We start from the raw sequence: 25,281 nt of genomic DNA on the forward strand, positions 1-25,281 counted from the left end.
AAATGTTTTTAATATTTAAGTATTATGAAATTAAAAACCATGTAAATATAAAATAAAAACACACAGCTTCAGAGAGATATTTATCGTGTATTTATACCTCGCGAATGAAGAAATTAGCTTTTTATTAATATTATCATTGTTAAATTTGATATGGAAGGAGTATATTTTTCAATCCCAATGTCGACTAATGAAAATGCGCTATAGTAAAAAACATAAATCCTGATAACGCCACAAGAAATTTAACAAGTATAATGCTATGTACATGATGTATGTTTTTAATCAATAAAAAGCAAATCAGAGATGACAATGCAATACCAAAATAAAATCTAAAAATTTGTTATGATACACCTTGATAATATTGCTTAAAGTTTCATAGAAGAACAATACTAACCTCCAATGATGACGTTTGTTTTTCCAGTCAATATAACACCTGATGTTGAAATTGCCAACCCCAGTAATACAGGCCAAGGGGTTTCAGTGAAGGGGCCTATTTGTATATCTTCCTCCCAATCAATTCCAATAACCAGTGCAAGCTTTCATGCCAGCTTTACTCTGAACATGAGATTATCTGTATCCCACCAAACCCCACTTTTCAGGCCTCCCCCTACTGAGCCAGCACTTACAGCAAGGGAACTTTTTTGTTTTAAATATTTAGATTCCAGAGCACTTGATAATTCGCCTTTTGCGGCAGCTGCTTCAGCCCCCAATTCAAAAGCAGCGCCTCCTTGATGCTCATCCTCACCATTAATTAATGTTTCAGAGGCTTTTGCTTCAGCAGTTCCAAATGTTCCTTCTATTTTTATATCTTTAAAATCACCCGAATTTTCCTTTCCAAAACTAACCCCCGTATTTATAGAAAAACCGGTAGCCTTTACACCATATGTTCCTGATAACTGTTTATCGTTTGAGATAGTACCTGCATTCATTTCTACTTTACCAACAACAGTTCCTAAATTTTCTATCTTATCATTTTTTTCATAATAATATTTCTGAGTTGTCTTGGTTGTATTTATAAAGTTTGATGTGCAGAATGAATAAGGATTTAAAATTAGCCATTGCTTAAATGTTGCTATGAGTGGTGGTTGTCAATTATGGTATGTACATAAGATACATGAAACACGCATATATATATATAAAGACAAATATGAGCTTAAGGAATCTTGATATGTTAAATTGATTGGATAAATACCATTTTATTGGTTGTCTGTCGATGTTGGTACTATTATTTTTTATATGAAATGCAGCTAATCGTTTAGCACCACCATCTATCATTGAAAAAATAGTATAGTAAAAAAAAGCATAAATACCAAGTAGGTGTACTATTTTTAATGATGTTATATTTCGAACGTGATGAAATATAATATATACTGAAAGGAGGTATAGGGCAATACCTAAAAAAAATCTAAATACAAGATTATTGTATAATGGAAAGACAGATTCTGATATGCGAATAATTTTACTCATATTATCCCCCAATAGTAACAGTAGATGCACCTGATAGCACTATACCAGATTTGGAAGAGGTAAATCCAAGTCGCTCTTGAATAGGGACGCTAGTAAATGGTCCAAGCTGGATATCAATATCGCCCCCTAATCCTAATATAAATGCTATTTTCCCTGACAATTGAACTTTTACCATTATATTATCAAAATCCACCCATGCCCCTCCTCCCAATCCTAAACCTGCCGACCCAGCAGTTCCATCAACGGAACCTTTCAATTTAAAATATTTTGAGTCTATAGCACCTGAAAGCTGCCCTTTTGCAACAGCTGCCTCTGCTCCAAGTTCAAAGGCGGCACCAACTCTTGCTTCGTCAAGATCGTGTGTTAAATTATAGTTGCCTTTTCCTTCAGCTAACCCGATTGTACCTTCAGCTTTTGCCTCCACATAGTCACCAGATCCTGCTTTTCCTGAACTGAGGTCTACATTCCCAGAAATACCCTCTAACTTTGCATCAACCGAGCTGGAATGTACATCCTCATTTGCAACTGTCCCTGCCTTCATTTCAGCCTTGCCAACAGTACCTCCGAGACTAATGTTCGTCCCACTTTCTCCAATCGGATGATTTAGTTGAAAATCTATAATGCCTGCTTTTAAGTCACTCGTATCATATTGACCATCACCATCACCATCACCATCACCATCACCATCCGTTAGAGCTGACACTGCGTATCCAGTATATAATTTAAACTCATCTGAGCCATTTGGATTTTTTACCGAGCCATCTTCATTTGTATTTTTAACTATTGTTATAGAATGATATTCAGGAAGTTTAGGTCCTGTTGTCGGTGGTAATGATTTTTTACCAAAAACTACCTTATCCCCTTTTCTGGCGGCGGGTATTCCATTTATTGTAACTGTTTTAGAACCTTCACTGATTACACCGGGCCCATGCTCTTTACAAACAAAAGTATCCCCCATTCGAGCAGCCGGAAAACCTCCTGTTGAGACATTACTACTGCCTGATGTTATTGGCCCATCATGTCCGGCTGTATCTGCCGTTTGTCTTGCTGCATCCTTACCCATATCGCATTCTCTTATGTGGCAATTAACTAATTTAATTATGGATTTAATTTTAACATGCCACCGGTCAGCACCTGTTCCTCGCTACCATCTGCTGATAATTTTTTGGTATTGACATGATATTCATCTTTCGCAGTATTCTTAATTATTTTTCCACTAATCGTAATTTCTCCATTCTCCAACAAGGTAATGCTCGACTCTCCACAAATAAACTCGATCTTCTCTTCTGAAGAAACGCTGATGGTTTTTTTTACCTTTATTGTTTGCTTCCCTTCATGAAGGGTAATTTCCTGATCTCCTTTATCTATATCGGTTGTTTTATTTCCTTCAGTAACTTCGGTGATCTGATTATTAACTACCGTTGTTTTTTGATCATTAGCTACCGTCACCGTCTGGTCATGACCACCTGCCTTTTTACTGCCCACCTTCACTGTTTGCCCCACAACCACCGTCTCCGTATGGTTGTTGTTTACCGTCGTGGTCCGGTCGTGCAGCACCTCCGTATCCATGTTCTTCTGCGCATGGATATACACCCGCTCCTTTCCGGTGGCGTCATCAAACGTCAGCTCGTTAAATCCGCCGCCTTTATAGGTTTTCGAGCGGATGGTCATCTGCGTTTTCGTGCCCGGCAGACTGCCCGGTGGGCGGTTGTCCTGGTGGTAGGTGCGTCCCATGATGATGGGCTGGTCCGGGTCGCCGTTGAGGAAGTCCACAATAACCTCCTGGCCCACACGCGGAATGGCGAGATTGCCAAATCCCGTTCCCGCCCACGCCTGCGATACCCGTACCCAGCACGAACTGTCCTCATTCCCCGGACAGTAACGGTCCCAGTGAAAACGTATCCGCACCCGGCCATGTTCGTCACAGAAGATTTCTTCCCCGGCCGGGCCGGTGACGATGGCGCTCTGTGGGCCGTCTACGGAGGGCTTCGGCAGGGGAGGGACACGCCATGTTCTGTCGGCCGGGATAACCTCGAAACGATTGCTGAGAGTGGTTCCTGTTCCCTGACTGCCATGCAGTGCCTGCGGCTGGTCTCCTGCCAGTACGCTACCCACAATCTGCCATTCCCTGTTCAGCGATACTGATGGATGTCCTGTCAGGGTAAAGCGCTTCCCCGGCCACATTTTTGGTGAGTTACTGTAACCTGTTGCTGTCTCTGCATTATGTCTCCGGCCCTCAATCTGGTAGCGGGCAAACGCCTGTCCGTGGGATTCGTCTTTGAAACGTCCGGGATAATCGAAGATTTCATACTGCGTGAGTTGGCCGTTCAGGTTCTCAGCAGCGCGGTTGTAATAGCCGGGCCAGGCGGGCGTTTTGAAGGTGTAGTCCTGAGTTTCGACGGATGAAGGCCGTATCTGCGCATGATATCTGAACTGGCTGATGTGTTCGGTGGATGCCTCGGCCGTCGTATTCGGATTAAATGGCATGGATCCCAGTGACGATACTCCTGCCACATCATCGCAAAGTACCAGCTTTTGCTCTGTCCCTTCCGGAGTGCACCAGTCAAAATAAAAGATGCCTTCTTCTGACCACAGGCGGTTCAGGAAGGCAAGGTCAGTCTCACCGTACTGCACGCAGAACTCGCGTGCCGGGTGCGGCTCATAAAATACCGGGGTCCACCCGGTGATACCATTTTCACTGAGCAGGGTGGAGGAGATGGCTTTGATATCCTGCTGCTGGAAGATGCGGAAGTTCTGGCGTAAACCGCTTCTCCAGAGTGGTGGTGAGATAATTATATGGTATCCCATCTGCCAGTGATTGTTTTCACTGAGGGTTACGGCAGAGACAATACCACTGATATAGCGTAATGGCTCCATTCCCTGCCAGATGGTCAGTACGGCATTTTTTTCCAGGAAATCAGTTGCGGTCAGGTCAGAAAGACCGCTGGCAATATCCACTATTAGCTGGAAAGGTTTTGAGTAATGCTGAGTAAGTCGAAAACTGACCACCGCGGTGGTCATTTCCGACAGACCGTCCACTGCCAGTGTGAAGCGCAGTCCTTTTAACGACATATTACCTCCTGATGGTGATTGTCAACGGATTTACCTCAAATTCTCTTACAATGCTTTTATTAATTTGGTTGTTTAGTAGAGGAGTGAAACATCAGATAACTATATCCTGTAAGTTTAATTTTTCATCAATGTTTATTCTGTAACTCATGTTAATTCTTATCTTGCATTTTGTTAGCAGAAAATACATGTCTCCTGGATTTATCTGGGCCGTTATATTAGACGGTCGTATCATTCAGTCGGGTATATAGAATCCATTAGTAAGAAGTTTTTTCTTTATTGTTTTTCTACATTCCGATAGTTGTTTTCCATACCTTACTTGGCAGTAATTATACAATTTATCATTCTCATTTTTGGTTGTTGGTGAATCTCTTAGAATGTCAGAAGGCGAGACAGGTAATTCAAAAAATAAAGTTGATGATATGGTGTGTTTAATGAAAGGAATTGGTATCCAGGGCATGTCGCCTTCTTCATAGTATAGCTGTTTATCTATTCCAAGTAGAAAATATAAAAAAATAGATAAGATGATAAATTTATGGAATGAATGGGATCGCATATATAATATTGTACTCGAGAAAAATTTTCATTCGAAAACAAGTGTTAATTTCAGGGGGCACTTAACTTGAACTTTGTTCTGAGATTGGCAGCAATCTGAAGACCATAAGTTCCTGGACAAGCACGACCTAAGCCATTTAAAGAGGCAAACTCCCTATGTCCTCCTAACTGTGTGATTGGGAAAAATTTTATAAGAGTCCTAACTAAGACGTTAATAGCATTTTTCTGTTTATCGGTAGGTATATCAACGGATATATCCCAGTCATCCTTAACTTGTCCGGCAAACTCACTTAATGATCCCCATCGGGATGGTCCAAATTGTGAGGCTTCACCTGGTAAACTAAAATCTGATAAAAAAACTATACCAATTTTTCCTGTGTTTGCCCCTTTTAGGTGAGCGCCTTTTTCTCTTATATCCAGAGCTTCATAAACTACACCTGTGCAATCTATAGCATAATGATAACTTAAGTGATTAAAACTTTTGATGTCGGTTTCTTCAGCCTGGCGCATTTTAGCTTCCCCATCTTTAGTACATGAGTAACTATTTCCAGCATGATGTATTACAATTGCAGGATAGTCCCAGTCTTCACCATCACTTCCTGGGGTGGTTTTTGCTTTCCAATCACTTCGTTTTCTGACAGTTATTCCTGCTTCATGCAAATCAGAAAATATAGATTCCCTTACCTCGTTCTTTTTTTTACGTTCTTTTATGGACTTTGATATTGCATCAAGCCCTGTATGAATCAACTCTTCAGTTACTTTATAATAATCGTTTTCCATATTAAGACCGTTTGAATGTAATTGATGACTAAATGCTCATGAATTTATAAATTAACGTGTTGATTTTATTGTGAATTTTATGATGGCCATCGTGCGGGAAATATACTTCTCTTATGTGTTCACACTGCAAAATCATCACAGCCATAGGTCTACGTGCGTTACGTACTACCCGGCCTGCTTTCCCTTTAATTACTCTACTATTTGGCACTGCTATCTATTCTGCTTCCATTGTAAAACTCTGTCCTTTTAACGACATATCAACCTCCCTAAAGTATGACTCTCGCTGTTTAGTGACTGTGACGGTACGTACAGTGTTACGCTTGCGTTCAGGCACGCTACCGCCGAAGTTTCCGGCGTCCGCCATCTCCCGTAAAAACGTAATTCCTTACTGACAGCCTTCTTCTTTATTGATTGCCTGTGGCGCAATACAAAAACAGCACCCTGCCCGTGAGGGCCGGATGCTGTGGTTTTAACTTATGCTTCCAGCGGTGCACGCCAGTCGTCAGCACCGGAAGTACCGGACTTGATGTGTTCCCACTCGACTTTACGGTACGCCAGTGATACGGCGAGCAGTTGAGTGAACTCACGCTGTGTCGGGTCCTGGCAGTGCGGCATATGCAGGTTCATATCCACAATCGTTGAGTCCGTCAGGCGGGTAGTGAAGTAATGTTCCTGCTTACCTTCGACAGAAGTGCGCCACCAGTGCAGTTCAACTTTTGGCAGCATCTCACCGGACGCCAGCGCGTTATACAGTAGCGGAACGGCTTTATTCAGCGCCACGGTAAAGATGAATGGCTTGTGGGCACGCTGGCCTGCGGGCTGACCGGACTGTGGGTCGGTTGGCACGGTGACGTTGTGCAAAAACTCCTGCACCAGCATTTCGTCTTCGTGGCCCTGCACATAGATGTTACCGACAGAATCGGCGGTGAATGCGCCAGCGGTGATATTGCCCTGAGTCTGGCCTGTTATTGAAATGTAACATGGGGTTGGCATTTGTCGTGCTCCTTGTGGGTGTTGTTAACAACTATTTCCGGTGGTCTGCCGTTAATTCCCGACAGGCCGATAATAATGCGGCTCACTCCAGGAGTCGCATTATGCTTCTGCATCCGGCTTACGAACAAACCGAAGATGTGGTAACTCGATGAATGATATTTAATATTTATTAATTATGTTTTTAATTTAATCTAAATATATATTATCAACTATTGCAATTCATTTTCTCAGATGCCTGTGTCTGGAAATGGACATTGGTTAATCATGAATAATATTATATTCGCTGCGCTTTATTGAGAAAAGTCTGTGAGGTGTTTCTTAATATGTTTCATCCTTTTATCCATAAGTTTTATACATAGCAATCCACTATAATTATTCCTGATAATGCATAAAATAAATTCATTTAAATTCAATGTGTTATGGTTTTGCATTGTGCGATTTGTGTTGCTTTTGTTTCTTCTGTACTTATATCTATCGAGCGGATAATAAAATCATACCCTTCTTTCAATTGAAGAAAAAGATCTTTTAAAATTTATCATTGAGCGTAAAATGCGGAGCATGAAGGGTGTGGAATTTATCTTTTACTGCCACTGGAACGGCATTGTTAGTAATTTTTTGTAGTAACGAAAATGCTGTGTTCATGGCTCGAGCGACAATCTTACGGACTATTTTTATGAGCAGCAGAAAAAATGACAGCAGTGGCAGTATTGCCCCTAAAGAACGTGTAAATATTAAATTTCAGCCGAAAACGGGAAACCAGACAGCAGAAGTGGAACTGCCGCTTAATTTATTAGTAACCGGCAATCTGACAGGTGGAACAGATGACACTCCGCTGGACGAACGCCAGCCTGTTGCTATTAATCGTAACAATTTTAACGCCGTGCTGGATCAGGCGGATATCGGGCGTGATTTTACGGTGCCCTCTGCGCTTAGCGAAGCTTCTGATGTACGTATGAACGTCAATCTGAAAGTGAAATCACTGGCCGATCTGTCACCGGACAATATTGCCGCCCTGGTTCCGGAGATGCGCAAAATGCTGGAACTGCGCGAAGCGCTGGTTGCACTCCGGGGGCCAATGGGCAATATGCCTGCCTTCCGTGCGCAACTTCAGGCTCTGCTTGCTGACGAAAAGAGCCGCGAACAACTGATTGCGGAGCTGGGCCTCGCTGGCCGGAAATAACTTGTACAAGGATTTCAGTATGTCAGAAACCACCTTACCGGAAGCGCTTGCTTCCACTGCATCTGTCGCCGCACCCAGCCTGCTGGATGAGATCATGGCGCAGACCCGTTTTAAACCAGAATCAGAAAGCTACGATATCGCCCGTCAAGGTGTGACTGCCTTTATCACCGCAATGTTGCAGGATGATGAGGCAGAATCAGTCGATATCCTGGCCGTTAACGGCATGATTGCTGATATTGATGCGCGTATGGGCCGCCAGATGGATCTGATCCTCCATGCCCCGGAGTTTCAAGAGATGGAGTCGTTCCTACGCTCACTGAAGCTGCTGGTTGACCATGCCGATCCGCGTGAAAACATCAAAATTCACATCATGCACGCTACTAAAGAAGAGCTGTTGGATGACTTTGAATTTTCAGCGGAAATAACCCAGTCTGGGTTCTATCGGCATGTCTATTCCAGCGGTTTTGGTCAGTTTGGCGGTGAGCCGTTTGCCGCAGTGATTGGCAATTACGCTTTTAACAATACCGCTGCTGATATGAAGCTGCTGAAGTATGTTAGCGCCGTCAGTGCGATGAGCCACTGCCCATTTCTGTCTTCCGTATCACCGGAATTCTTTGGTCTGGATTCGTTTACCGAACTTCCTGGCATTAAAGACGTTGCTGCTATTTTTGAAGGCCCGGCCTACACCAAATGGCGTTCGTTGCGCGAGTCCGAAGATTCCCGCAATCTGGGCCTGACAGCACCGCGTTTCCTGCTGCGTCATCCTTATGCACCGGATGAAAACCCGGTTAAGAGCTTTAACTACCATGAAAACGTCAGCAAAAATCATGAGCATTATCTGTGGGGAAACACGGCTTTTTTGCTTGCGGCAAACATGGCTGAAAGTTTCATGTCCACCCGCTGGTGCCCAAATATCGTCGGTCCGCAGAGCGGTGGCGCGGTAAAAGATTTGCCGGTGCATTTATATGAAGCCATGGGCCAGCTTCAGGCCAAAGTTCCGACCGAAATTCTCATTACCGACCGGCGGGAGTATGAACTGGCGGAGCAGGGCTTTATTACTCTGACAATGCGCAAAGGCTCTGATAATGCGGCATTTTTCTCTGCCAATTCGGTTCAGAAACCCAAAGTGTTCCCTAACACGGTGGAAGGGAAGGAGGCTGAAACCAACTACAAACTTGGTACGCAGCTCCCTTATCTTTTCATCATTAACCGACTGGCGCACTACATCAAAGTATTGCAACGCGAACAGCTTGGTTCATGGAAAGAAAGAGGGGATCTGGAGCGTGAGCTGAACGGCTGGATACGCCAGTACGTAGCTGACCAGGAGAACCCGCCTTCTGACGTGCGCAGCCGTAAACCGCTGCGTCAGGCGAAGATTGAAGTCTCTGATGTGGAAGGTGAACCAGGCTGGTACCAGGTTGCTCTGAGCGTCCGTCCGCACTTTAAGTACATGGGGGCATCATTTGAGTTGTCCCTGGTCGGGCGTCTGGATAAAGAGTAGTCACCATGATAATGGAGCGGGAGTCTGGGGGGAGTCTGTTTGAACGTATCGGGGAGGCGGCAAAACCATCTTCACGCCAGCGCCCAAAGACGGCGCTGTTGCATTCTATACGCGATAACCTGCGCAATATCCTCAACACCCGTTCCGGTAGCTGTTATGGCTCACCGGAGCTGGGGATCACGGATTTTATCGACAGGCCACCCGAGCGCCAGAACATCCGGGAATGGATGGTTCAGGCGATCCAGAACTGTATTCTGCGTTACGAACCCCGGATATCGGATGTGGCGGTGACTGCTGCCACAGAGGATAGCCATGCGCCACTGAACCTGCGTTTTCATATTGTGGCATATATGGATTTCAGCGACAGGCAGGATGTCCTGGAGTTTGACATTCTGCTGGATAACCACCAGCACTGGTGCGTGGAGTAAACCTGATGGCCTTCGAAGAGCGTTATTACCGCGAAGAACTGGACTATCTGCGTCAACTGGGCAAACTTCTTGGTCGTGAAAAACCCCATCTTGCCCGTTTTCTGGCCGAGAAAGAGGGCGATCCTGATGTGGAACGCCTGATGGAGGCATTTGCTTTCCTTTCTGGTGGCCTGCGGCAAAAGCTGGAGGATGAGTTCCCGGAGTTTACGCACAGCCTGATTAATATGCTGTGGCCCAATTATTTACGTCCTGTGCCGTCAATGGCCGTGGTTGAATACAACCCTGTTGCGACACAGTTTTCTGCGCCCGTTCAGGTTTGTCGTGATGAACTGATTTGCTCAGGCCCGGTTCGCGTGACGTCTTCGGGACGTAAGATTCTGGCCGGGGATGATGCTACCCAGTCTCCTGTATGCCATTTTACTCTGGCACGCGATACCTGGCTGCAACCGTTACATATTCGCGATGTGCGTAACACCAGCACGCTGAAAAAAGGGTACGTTGACATTGATTTTTTCACCGAAGGTAGTGTTTCTCCCGACACATTGGATCTGAATAAACTCACTTTCTGGCTGGGAAACGGAGATGACTATACCCGCCAGCAACTCTATTTATGGTTCAGTGAGCGGTTAATGGATGCGGAACTGGTGGCTGGAGAGCGGCGTATTCCCCTACCGGATTTGTGGCTGAACGCAGCTGGGTTTGAACGGGAAGATGCACTATTGCCGTGGCCGAAAAACGTCCATAGTGGCTATCGCGTGCTTCAGGAGTATTTTTGCTACCCGGAGAGCTTTTTCTTCTTTCATTTACAGGGGGCCACGTCGCTACCGGCAGACTTCCCGGTCGGCGCGTTTACACTGCGTTTGCATTTTAATCTGCCATTACCTGTGGATATCAAGCTTCGCAAAGATTCACTGCGCCTGTACTGTACGCCGGTGGTGAATTTATTCGCTCACCATTCTGAGCCTGTCAGGCCGGACGACAGTTCACCGCAATATGCGTTACGGGCCAGTCAACAGAACCCGGAACACTATGATGTTTTCCAGGTGAAGACGGTTTCCAGTAAGGTTGCAGCGTCGGATAAAACTCCCGGTCCTGATGAAGCAATACATATCTGGCCTGAGTTTGAAGGGTTTCAGCATCAGATCGAGTACAGCCGTCAGCGTGAAGTTGTCTACTGGCACCACCGCACCAGAACCTCCCTGTTTCATCGTGGTCTGGAACACGCCATTGCCTTTGTTCACGCCGATGGCAATCAGCCCGACCCTTCCCGACTGAACGGTGAAGTATTCACCGCTTCGCTGGTGTGCACTAACCGAATGTTACCTGCGTCACTGCATACCGGCGATATCTGCGTTCCTGTTAACAAAAATCCAGCGGTGGCATCGTTCAGCAACGTTACGCGCCCGACCCGTCCTCTGTATCCAGTAACGGATGGCGATATGCACTGGTCGCTGATTTCCTGCATGAACCTGAACTACCTTTCGCTGTTGGACCGGGAGGCGCTGATCCAGGTGTTGCGTACCTTCGATATGCCGGGTATCCACCATCCACAGCAGGCACGGCTTTCCTCACAGAAGCTCGATGCCATCGAAAAAATGGAATCCCGCCCGGTTGACCGTCTGTTTAAAGGCGTCCCGGTTCGCGGTCTGTCCACCACGCTGTGGATCAATCCCGCCCCCTTTGTCTGTGAAGGCGAGATCTACCTGTTGGGTACCGTACTGTCATACTTTTTTGCGCTGTACGCCAGCATCAACTCATTTCACTGCCTCAAAATTATTAACACGGAAAGTCAGGAGTCCTGGGAATGGCAACACACAGGCCAGCACGCCCTGATGTAGGGGAAACGCTACCGTTCCCGGATGTGTGCGGGATGAATTTTTATGTGCTGATGGAGTCACTGTACCGCCAGTATGGTGAGCCGGGCTGTGAGCCATCCCTGCGCACCGAACCGGAGCATGAAGTGGCGCTGTTCAAATCTGATGCCAGTATTGCCTTTCCGGGCAGCGATCTGAGTACGCTTGAACGCAGTGACAGCGGGCAGTTTATCCTGACGACAAAATTCCTGGGCTTCTCCGGCAGTCAGTCGCCGCTGCCCGGCTATTACCTGGATCGGATGGCGCGCGAATCTGCGCAAAATGAAGAGGGGCTGAAAGCGTTCCTCGATCTGTTCAGCCACCGCTGGACGCAGTTTGCTTACCATGTCTGGCGCAAATACCGCTATTACGTCTGTTTTCGCAACGGTGGAACTGATGTCTTTTCACAGCGGATGTATGCGCTGGTGGGCCTGGGCAATCAAAGCGTGCGAGACAAACTCGCCATCAATCACAGCAAAATGCTGGCCTACGCCGGGATACTGGCAACACCTGGGCGCTCGCCGGACGTGGTAAGTAACCTGGTCAGCCACTGCTTCGATTTACCTGATGTCAGCATCGAAAATTGGCAGTTGCGTAAGGTAGTCCTTGAACCCGCGCAACAAAACCGGCTGGGCGTGCGTAATCCTAAACGGAAAACGGCCGGGTATGTGCCGGGCCGCTCGGTGATCGGCGTTAATTTTACCCTCGGTGCCAGAGTGCCGGATCGCAGTGGAAAATTTCTGTTGCGGATCGGTAATCTCTCGATGGCGCGCTACCTCTCTTTTTTACCGGAAGGCGAAAACCACCAGGCGCTGACGATGTTTGTCTCCTTTCTGCTACGCGATCAGTTCGCCTGGGATCTGCGGCTTGATCTCGCACCGGACCAGGCGAAGGGAATGCGGCTGGGCGATCGCTCTCGATCCTGTATCGGACGCACGGCGTTTATCGGCCAGCCGAAAATGCCGCCAACCGTCACCCTCCATATTAGGGATTAATTTAATGGAAACGCAAATGGCTGAGGAAATAACGCACGCTCCCGTACTCTCACTGACGCTACAGGTGATGAACGGTAACGAACTGGAGAGCGGACGCGCCGCAAAATGTCTGTTTACCGCCGATGGCGGGGAAATTGGCAACGCATCCACCTGCCACTGGCCGGTGCAGGACAGGGCGGGTTCTGTTGCCGAACGCGCCTGTCAGGTGGTGATGCATGACGGCACATTTTGTCTGAAAAGCCTGGTATCGGGGCTGATGATTAACCTGGCACCGGTGTCCACGGAGACCGGGCTGGTGCGCCTGCGGCAGGGCGATGAGGTCGTTCTGGGGGCGCTGGCGCTGAAGGTATTTATCCACAATGGACAGCTGGTCAGCTACAGCGAACAGATGGCGGCACCGGAAACCATCGTTACCAACCGTGACCGCCTGGCAGACGCGCTGCTGACGACGAACGGTCAGCCTGCGTATCCGGGCATGCCCCGAATGCACCAGCTTGCGGATACCGTGGTCAACAGCTTTTCCGCCGATCCGCTTCAAGCACTCCAGATGGAAAGTCTGACAGTGGCAGGCGATCCGCTTGCGGGGGTTGTCCCTGTCCGCTCTTCTGTTCCTGACAGGGATGGCGTGATCGACACCCCGTTTATGGATTTACCGCCGCGGTATTCCGATCAACAGACTCGCTACGAGGATGCGGCATCACCGACAGATACTGCCCAGCTCCATCTTGCCGTGACCCCGCTGTTGCGTGGGCTGGGCGGCTCGCTTGCCGTGCGTAACTCACAGGATGCCGATGATTTTCTGGAAGAAGCAGGGCGGACGTTGCAGGCGGCGATAAAAGGTCTGCTTGAGCTACAACAGCGCCGCAACAGTCTGTCGGACAAGCATCTGCGCCCGCTGGAAGATAACCCGCTGCGCCTGAATATGGACTATACCACCGCCCTTGACGTGATGTTTGCCGAAGGCAAAAGTCCAGTGCATCTGGCTGCACCCGCTGCCGTTGGTGAGAGTCTGCGCAATATCCGTCATCACGAAGAGGCCAACCGCGCCGCGATTGTCGAATCGCTGCGCGTGTTGCTGGATGCGTTCTCGCCGCAGAGCCTGATGCGTCGCTTTGTGCAGTACCGGCGCAGCCATGAACTGCGAAAGCCGCTGGATGATGCCGGTTCCTGGCAAATGTACTGCGATTACTACGACGAACTGGCCTCCAGCCGCCAGCAGGGTTTTGAAATGCTGTTTAACGAAGTCTATGCCCAGGTGTATGACCGGGTACTGCGCGAAAAACAGCGGGAGCCGGAAGCATGACAGGATGTTTTTTTCGTTTCTGCATGGTGATGTTGCTTTTCAGCCTCACCCTGACAGGCTGCGAAATGGTGAAAAAGCTCGGCCAGGTGATTAAGAACCCGGATGTTCAGGTCGGGAAACTGGCAGATCAGTCATCGGAGGTAACGGTCACGTTACTGACCGAGCCTGACACGAATATCAATGCGGACGGTGAGGCGGCTGCGGTCGATGTGCAACTGATTTATATGAGCGATGACTCGAAGTTGCAGGCGGCTGACTACGACATGGTTGCCAGCACGCCGCTGCCGGAGGTGCTGGGGAAAAATTATATCGACCACCAGGACTTTAACCTGCTGCCGGATACCATAAAAACGTTGCCGCCAGTGAAACTGGATGAAAAAACGCAGTTCATTGGTGTGGTAGCGTACTTCTCTGATGACCAGGCCACTGAGTGGAAGCAAATCGAACCAGTAGAAGGGGCGGGTCATCACTACCGTCTGCTGGTGCATGTACGACAGGGCAGTATCGAAATGAAGAAAGAGGACAACTGAGAATGGCGACCATGAAAAACAGGGTGATCTGGCAGGAAGGTCTGTTTGCCCTGCCGCAGCACTTCCAGCAGCAGCAGCGTCATCAGGAATATTTGCTGAACCAGCGTATGAGTGCGCAGGATGATTTTGCCTGGGGATTCACCTCGTTGTCGATCAATACCGAGCTGCTTGCCCAGGGGAAACTGATGCTGGACTACGCGACGGGTTGTATGCCGGATGGCACGGTGTTCAGCATTCCGGAGCAGGATCAGCTCCCTCTGCCGTACCAGCCGCTCGATCTCTCCCGATCCGGCAGCAATGACATTTATCTGGCATTGCCCGTTATCAGTGATATCACCTGTGAAATCGAAGGTCGCCGGAGTGCTGAGCAGGGAACAGAGCGTTACCGCCTGACCCAGGCCGATACCCGCGATTTGCATTCCGATGATGGCGACGTGCAGCCTATCGTGCTGGGACAACTGGCACCGAAAATCGTCAGCGGCGCGGACGATCTCAGCACCATGGTCACGCTGCCGCTGTGCCGTATCCGCAGCCAGCAATCCGGTGGCGCACTGGTGCTGGATGACAGCTTTATCCCGACCAGTCAGGCCATCCGCGTAAGCCCCGTGCTGAACGGATTTGCTGGCGATGTGCAGGGGCTTCTCAGCAACCGCGCCAGCGAGCTGGCAAAACGTATCGGTTCGCCGGAGCAGAGCGGTATCGCAGATGTGGCTGAGTTCATGATGTTGCAGATGCTTAACCGCAGCCAGATGCACTTTACTCATCGTACCCACCTACACACCCTGCACCCGGAAACGTTTTATCTGGATCTGGTCCGCTTACTGGGGGAACTGATGACCTTTACGGAAGACAGTCGTCTGCCTTGTCCGGTGGAGCCCTACGACCACCGTAATCTTACGCAGTCGTTTAATTCCGTAATCCCGGAGCTGCGCCGGGCGCTCAACACCGTACTGATGCCGCGTGCGCAGAATCTGCCACTCGTCTTCTCTGACGGGTTTTATGTTGCCACGGTTAACGATCCGACCCTGTTGCGCTCCGGCACATTCATTCTGGCGGTGCGCTCACGGATGCCGCACAGCCAGCTTATTCACCAGTTTACCCAGCAGTCAAAAATCGCGGCCACCAACAAAATCCGCGATATGGTCAGTGTGCAGGTACCAGGTGTACCGCTGACGCCGCGAACTGCCGCCCCGCGCCAGTTACCGTACCACGACGGTTTTGTTTACTTCGAGCTGGACAAAGGTGCTGCTGCCTGGTTGGACGTGGTGAAAGCCGGTGCGCTGGCGCTGCATATTTCCGGCACCTTTCCGGATCTGGGGATACAGTTGTGGGCGATAAGGGGTTAATCCATGAATGAGTCGTTCGTTCCGTCCATTGACAGTCTGACCACAGGGAACCCGTCGGGAAAGGTCAATACTGCGCCGCAGCTCGCGGACGAAAGTCTCTCTGGTCGCCAGTACCGATTGGCTCTGCGCGGCAACAGCATAAACCCGATGATTGACGCCGCCACACCCCTGCTGGGGATGGTGATGCGCGTGGACGGGATGAACAGCCAGAGTATGCCGGAACACCTTTTTGCGCAGGTGGTGACGGACGTTCAGGCTGTGGAGCAACTGCTACAGGAACAGGGCTACGAGCCGGGCGTGATTGTCTCGTTTCGTTATGTTCTCTGCACCTTTATTGATGAAGCTGCACTGGGGAACGGCTGGTCGAACAAAAACGAATGGATCAAACAGTCGTTACTTGTGCATTTCCATAACGAAGCCTGGGGCGGTGAAAAAGTGTTCATCCTGCTGGAGCGCCTGATTCGTGAGCCAAAACGCTATCAGGATCTGCTTGAGTTTTTATTTCTGTGCTTTTCGCTGGGATTTCGCGGGCGCTACAGGGTGGCTGCGCAGGATCAAGGGGAGTTTGAACAGATATATCGCCGCCTGCATCACGTTTTGCATCAGCTTCGTGGCGATGCGCCTTTTCCGCTGCTGCATCAGGATAAAAAAACGCAGGGCGGACGCTATCAGCTTATCAAACGATTGACCATCCGACATATTCTCTGCGGCGGCATCGTCGTGCTGGCGCTGTTTTATTTCTTTTATCTGCTGCGGCTGGACAGCCAGACGCAGGATATTCTGCATCAACTGAACCGGCTGCTTGCCAGGTAAGGACACTACATATGATCCAGATTAATCTGGCCTCTCTGGTTAAGCATCTTAACCCGTTTTCCCGCCAGGCGCTGGAGGCGGCGGCAGCAGAGTGTATGAGCCAGCAGGCAATGGAAATCACCGTGGCACATGTGCTGTTGCAGATGCTGGCAGCGGTGCGCAGTGACGTGAGGGTGATTGCTGGCCGGGCAGAAATTGATACAAATGCGCTTCGCCAGGCACTGAAGGTGGAAAATTACACGACGTCGCGAGCGACAGACAGCTACCCGGCATTTTCGCCGATGCTGGTCGAGTGGCTGAAAGAGGGCTGGCTGCTGGCCTCTGCCGAGATGCAGCATAGCGAGCTGCGCGGTGGAACACTGCTGCTGGCTCTGCTGCATTCGCCGCTACGCTATGTCCCGTCTGCCGCTGCCCGGTTGCTCATCGGCATCAACCGCGATCGCCTGCAACAGGACTTTGCTGAGTGGACGCGCGAGTCGGCGGAGTCAGTCGTACCGGATGCTGGCGGGCGGACCGTCAGTACTAAAAACGATACCGGCGACAGCCTGCTTGGCCGCTACGCCAAAAACATGACCGCAGACGCCCGTAACGGCAAACTCGATCCGGTCCTGTGCCGCGATAATGAAATCGACCTGATGATCGATATTCTCTGCCGTCGCCGCAAAAATAACCCGGTCGTGGTCGGTGAGGCTGGCGTCGGTAAGAGTGCGCTCATTGAAGGACTGGCGCTTCGTATTGTCGCAGGCCTGGTACCGGACAAGTTGCGCGATACCGATATTATGACGCTCGATCTTGGCGCATTGCAGGCGGGCGCATCCGTTAAGGGTGAGTTCGAGAAGCGTTTTAAGGGGCTGATGGCGGAAGTCATTCAGTCACCCAACCCCGTCATTCTGTTTATCGACGAAGCCCATACGCTGATTGGCGCGGGGAATCAACAGGGCGGGCTGGATATCTCTAACCTGCTCAAACCGGCGCTGGCACGCGGCGAGCTGAAAACCATCGCCGCCACCACCTGGAGTGAGTACAAAAAATATTTCGAGAAAGACGCCGCCCTGTCGCGCCGTTTCCAGCTGGTGAAAGTCAGTGAACCCACGGCAGCAGAAGCGACTATTATTCTGCGCGGCCTGTCGGCGGTATATGAGCAATCGCACGGCGTATTGATTGATGATGAAGCCTTACAGGCAGCGGCGACGTTAAGCGAGCGTTACCTCTCTGGTCGTCAGTTGCCGGATAAAGCCATCGACGTACTGGACACAGCCTGTGCCCGCGTGGCGATTAACCTCTCGTCGCCGCCGAAGCAAATTTCGGCGCTGACCACCCTGCGTCACCAGTGCGAGGCGGAAATGCGCCAGCTTGAGCGTGAAATCCGCATCGGCCTGCGGTCGGATACCTCACGACTGACTGAAGTTATCGTCCAGTATGACGAAACGTTGACCGAACTGGATGAACTGGAAGCGGCATGGCACCAGCAGCAGGCGCTGGTGCAGAAGATTATTTCGCTGCGTAAAGGGCTGCTGGAAGAAGAAACGGAAGCCAACAGCAGTGAAGACATCATGCTACCGGACGCTGACGATAACGTCGTATCAACGGATGAACCCGAGGCCGAGCAGACGGGCGCGGAACCTGAAATCCCTCCTGCTGTTCGTCTCGTGCAGTTAACTGCTGAACTGGAGACGTTGCACCATACGCAACTGCTGATTTCCCCGCACGTCGATAAAAAACAGATTGCCGCCGTGATTGCCGAATGGACTGGCGTGCCGCTTAACCGCCTGTCGCAAAACGAAATGTCAGTGATTACTGACTTACCTCAGTGGCTGGGTGAGACCATAAAAGGCCAGGATCTGGCGATCAGGCACCTGCATAAACACCTGTTGACCGCCCGCGCCGATCTGCGCCGTCCGGGACGACCGCTTGGCGCATTCCTGCTGGCTGGCCCCAGCGGTGTGGGTAAAACCGAAACCGTACTACAGCTGGCAGAACTGCTTTATGGCGGTCGCCAGTACCTCACCACCATCAATATGTCGGAGTTCCAGGAGAAACACACTGTTTCGCGCCTGATTGGCTCCCCTCCGGGCTATGTCGGCTACGGTGAGGGTGGCGTACTGACCGAAGCGATTCGCCAGAAACCCTACTCTGTGGTGCTGCTCGACGAGGTGGAAAAAGCGCACCCGGATGTGCTCAACCTGTTTTACCAGGCGTTCGACAAGGGCGAGATGGCCGATGGTGAAGGCAGGTTGATCGACTGCAAAAATATCGTCTTTTTCCTGACGTCTAACCTCGGATACCAGGTGATTGTCGAACATGCCGACAATCTGGAATTAATGCAGGACGCGCTGTACCCGGTGCTGGCGGACTTCTTCAAACCCGCGCTGCTGGCTCGTATGGAAGTGGTGCCTTACCTGCCGTTATCTAAAGAAACGCTCTCGGTCATTATCGCCGGGAAGCTGGCAAGGCTGGATAACGTGCTGCGAACCCGCTTTAACGCGGAAGTGGTGATTGCATCGGCTGTCACTGACGAAATCATGCAGCGCGTCACCCGCGCCGAAAACGGTGCGCGAATGCTGGAATCGGTTATCGACGGCGAGATGCTGCCGCCACTGTCCCTGTTGCTGTTGCAGAAAATGGCGGCGAGTATCGCCATTGCCTGCATTACGCTGGACGTAGTGGACGGCGCATTTACTGCTGACATTGAAGATGTGCCGGATGAGGATACTCAGCCCGAACTCAAAACAGAGGACGAAGCTGTTTTATGAGCAGAATGCAGACGCTCCGGCAAACCGGACTGCTGATGGCTGGCCTGCTGGCAGGATTGTCTGCGGGTATTTCGTTCGCGAAAACGCCACCCGCACCCGGCGTCGTGGCCGCGCTGAGCAGCACCACATCCCCCGAGCCGGATACACAGACCACGCTGAAAGCGATGCAGTCCTGTCGCCGGGAGCCTGCAGCGCTGGAACGACTCGACTGCTATGACCATATTTTGGCTCCGGGGCAATCCGGTTTTGATGGCGCGCTGGTAAAGGCCCGTTATGAAGGTGAGGCCTGGAAACGGGCTTTTGCTCAGGAAAAACAGCGTCCGAACAACTCCACCGCATTGATGATAACGCAAAGCGACGGAGAATATCCGATGGTGATTATCACCACGCCCGCTATCGGCAACGTCCCGCCGCGTCCGGTACTGATGTTCAGTTGCGTGGACAACATCAGCCGGATGCAGGTGGCGCTGACACATTCCATGACGTCCAGTGATATCGCCGTGACGCTGACTACTGATCACGGGCGCTTTCAGTCTCGCTGGTTTATCCGTGAAAACGGCACCCTGCTGGAGTCCAGCCGGGGATTATCCGGAATCGACGAAATTAAACAGCTTTTTGGTGCAAAAACGCTGACCATCGACACGGGTACGGACAGTGCGGCCGGGAAACTGACCTTTAATATTGACGGGCTGGCGAAAACCATCGCGCCGCTGCGCGATGCCTGTCACTGGGCGGGAGAATAATAAAATGGCAATGGACTTATGTAACCCGGATACCTGGATATCGCATCTGCTGGAAAATCTGCCGGAAGACAAACTGACCTCTGTGCTGAAAGATGATAATCCTGACTGGGAATATATTGACGGCGACATGCTTAAACTCGGCTCTCTGGCTCACAGCCAACTGGATATCCCGGAAATTCAGCGCCGGGGGTTGACGCTCCTGGCCTCTAAAAGCAAGGATTTTCGCCTGCTGACCCATCTTTTACGTACCCTGCAGCACGCCGGTGATCCGCTGCTGGCGCTGCGTTTGCTGGCGCTTTATGTGGAGCATTACTGGACGGTGGCAGCACCGGGAATGGCGCATAAAAAACGTTTTGCCGCCCAGGTCATAAAGCGTTTTGAGGCGGGCATTTCCGGTTTTGCAGAGAATGCTGCTGCGACGCAGCGCGATCTGTTGTTGGGGGAACTGGCAAAACTGGCGCTACTGTGGCAGGACAATAACGCGACTGAACTGGCGCAGGCAACGGACGATGTTGCTGCGCTGTACATGCGGGCATTTCGCGACAGCGAACCTGCCGAAACGCCCGTTGCAGCACAATCTGCCGTCGCTTCTGTACCGCTTTCTACTGTGCCGGTCGCATCTGCACCTGCGCCATCTTCGGTAGCCCCCGCACCGGTGATGAATATTGACAGCCATGACGACAAAGCCTGGCGCGATACGTTGCTGAAAGTCGCTGCCATTTTATGCGAACGCCAGCCGGACGTGCCGCTTGGCTACCGTCTGCGTCGCCATGCGCTGTGGCTGGCAATTACCTCCGCGCCGCAGGCTGAAAGTAACGGACGCACAACGCTGGCCGCGTTCCCTGCCGATATGATGGATGATTTTCATGCGCGTCTGAACAATGCCGACATGACGCTGTGGCAACAGATAGAGAAAAGCGCACTTCTGGCGCCCTATTGGTTTGACGGTCATTACCTTTCAGCGCAGGTTGCGCAGCGGCTGGGCTACACCGCCGTGGCAGAGGCTATCCGTGAAGAAGCTATCGGTTTTCTTACCCGTTTGCCCCAGCTTTCCACTCTGCTGTTTAACGACCATACGCCCTTTATCAGCAGTCAGACAAAACAGTGGATGACCGCCTCGCCGTCCTCCGCTCAGCCCGTATCAGCACAGCAATCCGGCGAGGAATGGCAGAACGCCTTGGCCTGTTTTACTGAACAGGGGCTGGAGGCTGCATTACGGTATCTGGATACGCTGCCCGAAGGTTCCCCCCGTGACCAGTTTTACCGTCAGTATTTTGGCGCACAACTGATGGACGATGCTGGAATGGCAAAAATGGCGCAGCAACAGTTTCGGATGCTGTTCAACACCGGCTTGCGAATAGTGCTGGCAGAGTGGGAACCATCGCTACTTGAGCAGCTTGAACAGAAGTTCACGGCAGAACAGTAATAGATAACAGGAGTTTTTGTGAGAATACCGCCCCCCCGACTGTTTAGTGGCATGAAATCAGTTCTGCGACCCGCGATGCCACGGTTTAAGGTCTCCGCGTTCTGGCTGCTGGTGCTGGCATGGGTTTTCCTGCTGGTGTGGATCTGGTGGAAAGGCCCGTCATGGTCGTTGTATGACGAGCTGTGGCTTAAACCGCTGTCCAATCGCTGGCTGGCGACGTCGGCATGGGGGATTATCGCCCTGGGGTGGCTCACCGCCCGGGTGATGAAGCGCCTGCAACAGCTTGAGAAACAACAAAAACAACAACGTAAGGAAGCGCAAGACCCGCTGAGCGTCGAGCTGAATGCGCAACAGCGTTACCTCGACCGGTGGTTACTGCGCCTGCAACGCCATCTCGACAACCGTCGTTATCTGTGGCAACTACCGTGGTATATGGTCATCGGCCCTGCCGGGAGCGGTAAAACCGCACTGTTACGTGAGGGATTTCCGTCCGATATCATTTATACGCCGGAAACGGTACGTGGTGCAGAGCAACGTGTGTACCTGACGCCGCATGTCGGCAAACAGGCGGTGATTTTTGATATTGATGGCACGCTCTGTGAACAGCCGGATGCTGATGTCCTGCACCGTCGATTATGGGAGCACGTTCTGGACTGGCTGGTGGAAAAACGTGCCCGCCAGCCGCTGAACGGGATCATTATCACTCTCGACTTACCTGACCTGCTGACGGCTGACAAACGCCGTCGTGAGCATCTGTTGCAGACGCTGCGCAGCCGTTTGCAGGATATGCGCCAGCACCTCCACTGTCAGCTACCGGTTTACGTGGTGCTGACGCGGCTGGATTTGTTACACGGCTTTGCCGCCCTGTTTCAGTCACTGAACAAAAAAGATCGCGATACGATTCTGGGTGTTACCTTCACCCGCTGCGCTCATGAAAACGAGGACTGGCGCGCGGAGCTGGATGCTTTCTGGCAGACATGGTGCGATCAAATGAACCATGCCTTGCCGGATCTCATGCTCTCGCAGACGCATATGCGCAGTTCCCTGTTCAGTTTTTCCCGCCAGATACAGGGAAGCCGGGACTACCTGGTCGCCCTGCTCGACAGCCTGCTGGACGGTGAAAATATGGATGTGATGCTGCGTGGGGTATACCTCACTTCGTCACTGCAACGGGGCCAAATGGATGACATCTTTACGCAATCTGCCGCCCGGCAGTATCGGCTGGATGGCAGTCCGCTGAACGCCTGGCCGCTGGTGGATACCGCATCTTACTTTACCCGCAATCTGTTTCCACAAGCGCTGCTGGCCGAGCCAAATCTGGCTGGAGAAAGCCGCACCTGGCTGATAAACAGCCGTCGCCGTCTTACGGCTTTTTCCGCAGTGGGTGGGGTGGCGACATTACTGCTCATCACCGGATGGCACCATTATTATAATAATAACTACGCCTCCGGCGTACAGGTGCTGAAACAGGCGGAAGCCTTTATGGCGATCACGCCTCCGCAAGGGATTGATGACTACGGTAATATGCAACTACCGCTGCTGAACCCGGTGCGCGACGCGACGCTGGCCTATGGAAACTGGGATGACCGCAGTCGCCTGGCGGATATGGGATTGTATCAGGGACGGCGCGTCGGGCCGTATGTCGAACAAACCTATCTGCAACTGTTGGATCAGCGCTTTTTGCCTGCGCTGTTTAACGGTCTGGTGAAAGAAATGAATGCTGCACCGCCAGAGAGCGAAGAAAAACTCGCCGTGTTGCGTGTGATGAGAATGCTGGAGGATAAAAGCGGACGTAATCATGAAGTGGTTAAGCTGTACATGGCGAAGCGCTGGAGTGACGAGTTCCGCGGCAAGCAGGACATCCAGGCGCAACTGATGTCGCACCTCGACTACGCGTTGAAGCACACCGACTGGCACGCAGAGCGTACAGCGGGCGACGGGGATGTCATCAGCCGCTGGACACCGTATGACGGTCCGGTGGTGGCTGCACAGAAAGAGTTAAGTAAACTACCTGTTTACCAGCGTGTTTACCAAAGTCTGAAAACACGGGCGCTTGGTGTCCTGCCTGCCGATCTGAACCTGCGCGATCAGATTGGTCCGACGTTCGATCAGATCTTCGTTGCCCCAGATGACAACAAACTGGTGATTCCGCAGTTTCTCACCCGCTATGGCCTGCAAAGTTATTTTGTGAAGCAACGTGATGCGCTGGTAGAACTGACAGCGATGGATTCCTGGGTGTTGAATCTTACCCAAAGTGTCAAATACAGCCAAGCCGATCGTGCTGAAATTCAGCGCCAGTTGACCGAGCAGTATATCAGCGACTATACCGCCACCTGGCGGGCGGGGATGGACAACCTCAATGTGCGAGATTATGAATCCATTGTACAACTGACCGGCTCACTGGAGCAGGTTATCAGCGGCGATCAGCCGTTGCAGCGTGCGCTGACGGCGCTGCGGGATAATACGCAGCCAGCCATTCTCTCTGAAAAGCTCTCTGATAAAGAGCGAGAAGATATGCAGGCAGAGCCGGATTATCGCCTGCTGACGCGTCTCGGACATGAGTTCGCACCGGAAAACGCTACCCTGGCAGTGCAGAATAACAAGGAAAATACCTTACAGGCGGTCTATCAGCAGCTAACGGAACTGCATCGCTACCTGCTGGCTATCCAGAATGCGCCGGTACCGGGGAAATCGGCGCTGAAAGCTGTTCAGCTCCGCCTTGACCAGAACAGCAGTGACCCTATATTTGCCACCCGCCAGATGGCGAAAACGCTTCCAGCACCACTTAATCGCTGGGTGGGTAAACTCGCCGACCAGGCCTGGCATGTGGTGATGGTGGAAGCGGTTCACTATATGGAAATTGACTGGCGTGACAACGTGGTGAAACCGTTCAACGAACAGCTTGCAAATAACTATCCGTTTAATCCACGTTCATCCCAAGATGCCTCGCTGGATGCATTTGAACGTTTCTTTAAACCGGACGGTGTGCTGGATACCTTTTATCAGCAGAACCTGAAACTGTTTATTGAGAATGACTTAAGTCGTGACGGGGGGGACGGCGTGATTATCCGTGAGGACATCATCCGGCAACTGGATACCGCGCAGAAAGTCCGTGACATATTCTTCAGTAAGCAGAATGGCCTGGGAACACAGTTTGCGGTGGAGACCGTCTCGCTTTCCGGCAATAAGCGCCGCAGTGTACTGAATCTGGACGGGCAATTAATTGACTACAGCCAAGGGCGTAATTACACCGCTCATCTGGTCTGGCCGAACAACATGCGGGAAGGTAATGAAAGCAAACTGACGCTGGTTAGCACCAATGGTGGGGCACCGCGAAGTATCAGTTTCAGTGGGCCGTGGGCGCAGTTCCGGCTATTTGGCGCAGGCCAGTTAACCAGCGTGGAAGAGGGGACATTCAGCGTGCGCTTTAATGTGGACAGTGGCGCGATGGTCTACCGGATACACGCTGATACTGAAGACAACCCGTTTAGTGGTGGACTGTTCAGTCAGTTCCGGCTAACGGACACGCTGTACTGAGGAAGGAGACCG

The 25,281-nt window shown here is 51.0% G+C and carries 18 protein-coding genes; 13 read left to right on the top strand and 5 right to left on the bottom strand.

Features of this window, described 5'->3' with window-relative positions:
- Positions 1-536 precede the first annotated feature (536 nt).
- From OGY13_RS08020 to OGY13_RS08040, 5 genes are all read right to left on the bottom strand, one after another.
- Positions 537-926 (bottom strand): hypothetical protein, encoded by a 390-nt coding sequence (locus tag OGY13_RS08020; protein WP_186412987.1) that lies wholly within the window; start codon positions 924-926, stop codon positions 537-539.
- Between the two features lie 539 nt (positions 927-1,465).
- A complete protein-coding gene (locus OGY13_RS08025; RefSeq protein WP_213753053.1) occupies positions 1,466-2,527 on the bottom strand; it encodes a PAAR domain-containing protein in 1,062 nt (353 codons plus the stop codon).
- A 35-nt stretch (positions 2,528-2,562) separates the two neighbouring features.
- Entirely contained in the window at positions 2,563-4,536 is a 1,974-nt protein-coding gene (locus tag OGY13_RS08030; RefSeq protein ID WP_081364675.1) for a type VI secretion system Vgr family protein, read from the bottom strand.
- Positions 4,537-5,139: 603 nt separating this feature from the next.
- Positions 5,140-5,868 carry a peptidoglycan recognition protein family protein gene (locus OGY13_RS08035; protein WP_071445514.1) on the bottom strand — a complete coding sequence of 243 codons (729 nt, stop codon included), beginning with the start codon at positions 5,866-5,868 and terminating at the stop codon, positions 5,140-5,142.
- A gap of 474 nt (positions 5,869-6,342) precedes the next feature.
- A complete protein-coding gene (locus OGY13_RS08040) occupies positions 6,343-6,861 on the bottom strand; it encodes an Hcp family type VI secretion system effector (RefSeq protein ID WP_047408665.1) in 519 nt (172 codons plus the stop codon).
- Positions 6,862-7,534: 673 nt separating this feature from the next.
- Between OGY13_RS08040 and tssB the strand changes: the two genes are divergently transcribed.
- The 13 genes from tssB to tssM are packed head-to-tail and all read left to right on the top strand — an operon-like array spanning position 7,535 to position 25,269.
- Entirely contained in the window at positions 7,535-8,041 is a 507-nt protein-coding gene (gene tssB / locus OGY13_RS08045; RefSeq protein ID WP_213753052.1) for a type VI secretion system contractile sheath small subunit, read from the top strand.
- A 19-nt stretch (positions 8,042-8,060) separates the two neighbouring features.
- The gene (gene tssC, locus OGY13_RS08050) at positions 8,061-9,542 is read left to right on the top strand and encodes a type VI secretion system contractile sheath large subunit (RefSeq protein ID WP_071445509.1); all 1,482 of its coding nucleotides are present in this window, start codon (positions 8,061-8,063) and stop codon (positions 9,540-9,542) included.
- 5 nt (positions 9,543-9,547) lie between these two features.
- A complete protein-coding gene (gene tssE, locus OGY13_RS08055) occupies positions 9,548-9,970 on the top strand; it encodes a type VI secretion system baseplate subunit TssE (protein ID WP_071445507.1) in 423 nt (140 codons plus the stop codon).
- A gap of 5 nt (positions 9,971-9,975) precedes the next feature.
- Complete coding sequence (tssF, locus tag OGY13_RS08060; protein WP_213753051.1) at positions 9,976-11,808, top strand: type VI secretion system baseplate subunit TssF; 1,833 nt, start codon at positions 9,976-9,978, stop codon at positions 11,806-11,808.
- On the top strand, positions 11,775-12,818 hold the full coding sequence (gene tssG, locus OGY13_RS08065) for a type VI secretion system baseplate subunit TssG (protein ID WP_213753050.1): 1,044 nt from the start codon (positions 11,775-11,777) through the stop codon (positions 12,816-12,818). The genes tssF and tssG overlap by 34 nt, the downstream gene beginning before the upstream one ends.
- Positions 12,819-12,846: 28 nt before the next feature.
- Positions 12,847-14,121, top strand: coding sequence for a type VI secretion system-associated FHA domain protein TagH (gene tagH / locus OGY13_RS08070; RefSeq protein WP_374115578.1), 1,275 nt, complete (start codon positions 12,847-12,849; stop codon positions 14,119-14,121).
- Positions 14,122-14,144: 23 nt separating this feature from the next.
- Positions 14,145-14,651, top strand: coding sequence for a type VI secretion system lipoprotein TssJ (gene tssJ / locus OGY13_RS08075; RefSeq protein WP_373371263.1), 507 nt, complete (start codon positions 14,145-14,147; stop codon positions 14,649-14,651).
- A 2-nt stretch (positions 14,652-14,653) separates the two neighbouring features.
- A complete protein-coding gene (gene tssK, locus OGY13_RS08080; protein WP_213753048.1) occupies positions 14,654-15,997 on the top strand; it encodes a type VI secretion system baseplate subunit TssK in 1,344 nt (447 codons plus the stop codon).
- A gap of 27 nt (positions 15,998-16,024) precedes the next feature.
- Complete coding sequence (gene icmH / locus OGY13_RS08085; protein WP_374115577.1) at positions 16,025-16,810, top strand: type IVB secretion system protein IcmH/DotU; 786 nt, start codon at positions 16,025-16,027, stop codon at positions 16,808-16,810.
- A gap of 11 nt (positions 16,811-16,821) precedes the next feature.
- Complete coding sequence (gene tssH, locus OGY13_RS08090) at positions 16,822-19,563, top strand: type VI secretion system ATPase TssH (protein WP_213753047.1); 2,742 nt, start codon at positions 16,822-16,824, stop codon at positions 19,561-19,563.
- A complete protein-coding gene (gene vasI, locus OGY13_RS08095; protein ID WP_213753046.1) occupies positions 19,560-20,306 on the top strand; it encodes a type VI secretion system-associated protein VasI in 747 nt (248 codons plus the stop codon). Before tssH ends, vasI begins: the two co-directional genes overlap by 4 nt.
- A 4-nt stretch (positions 20,307-20,310) precedes the next feature.
- Complete coding sequence (tssA, locus tag OGY13_RS08100; RefSeq protein ID WP_456301209.1) at positions 20,311-21,732, top strand: type VI secretion system protein TssA; 1,422 nt, start codon at positions 20,311-20,313, stop codon at positions 21,730-21,732.
- 51 nt (positions 21,733-21,783) lie between these two features.
- A complete protein-coding gene (gene tssM / locus OGY13_RS08105; protein WP_502873534.1) occupies positions 21,784-25,269 on the top strand; it encodes a type VI secretion system membrane subunit TssM in 3,486 nt (1,161 codons plus the stop codon).
- Positions 25,270-25,281 lie beyond the last annotated feature (12 nt).

This window comes from Citrobacter sp. Cpo045 (assembly GCF_030332875.1).
GTDB classification, from domain to species: domain Bacteria; phylum Pseudomonadota; class Gammaproteobacteria; order Enterobacterales; family Enterobacteriaceae; genus Citrobacter; species Citrobacter portucalensis.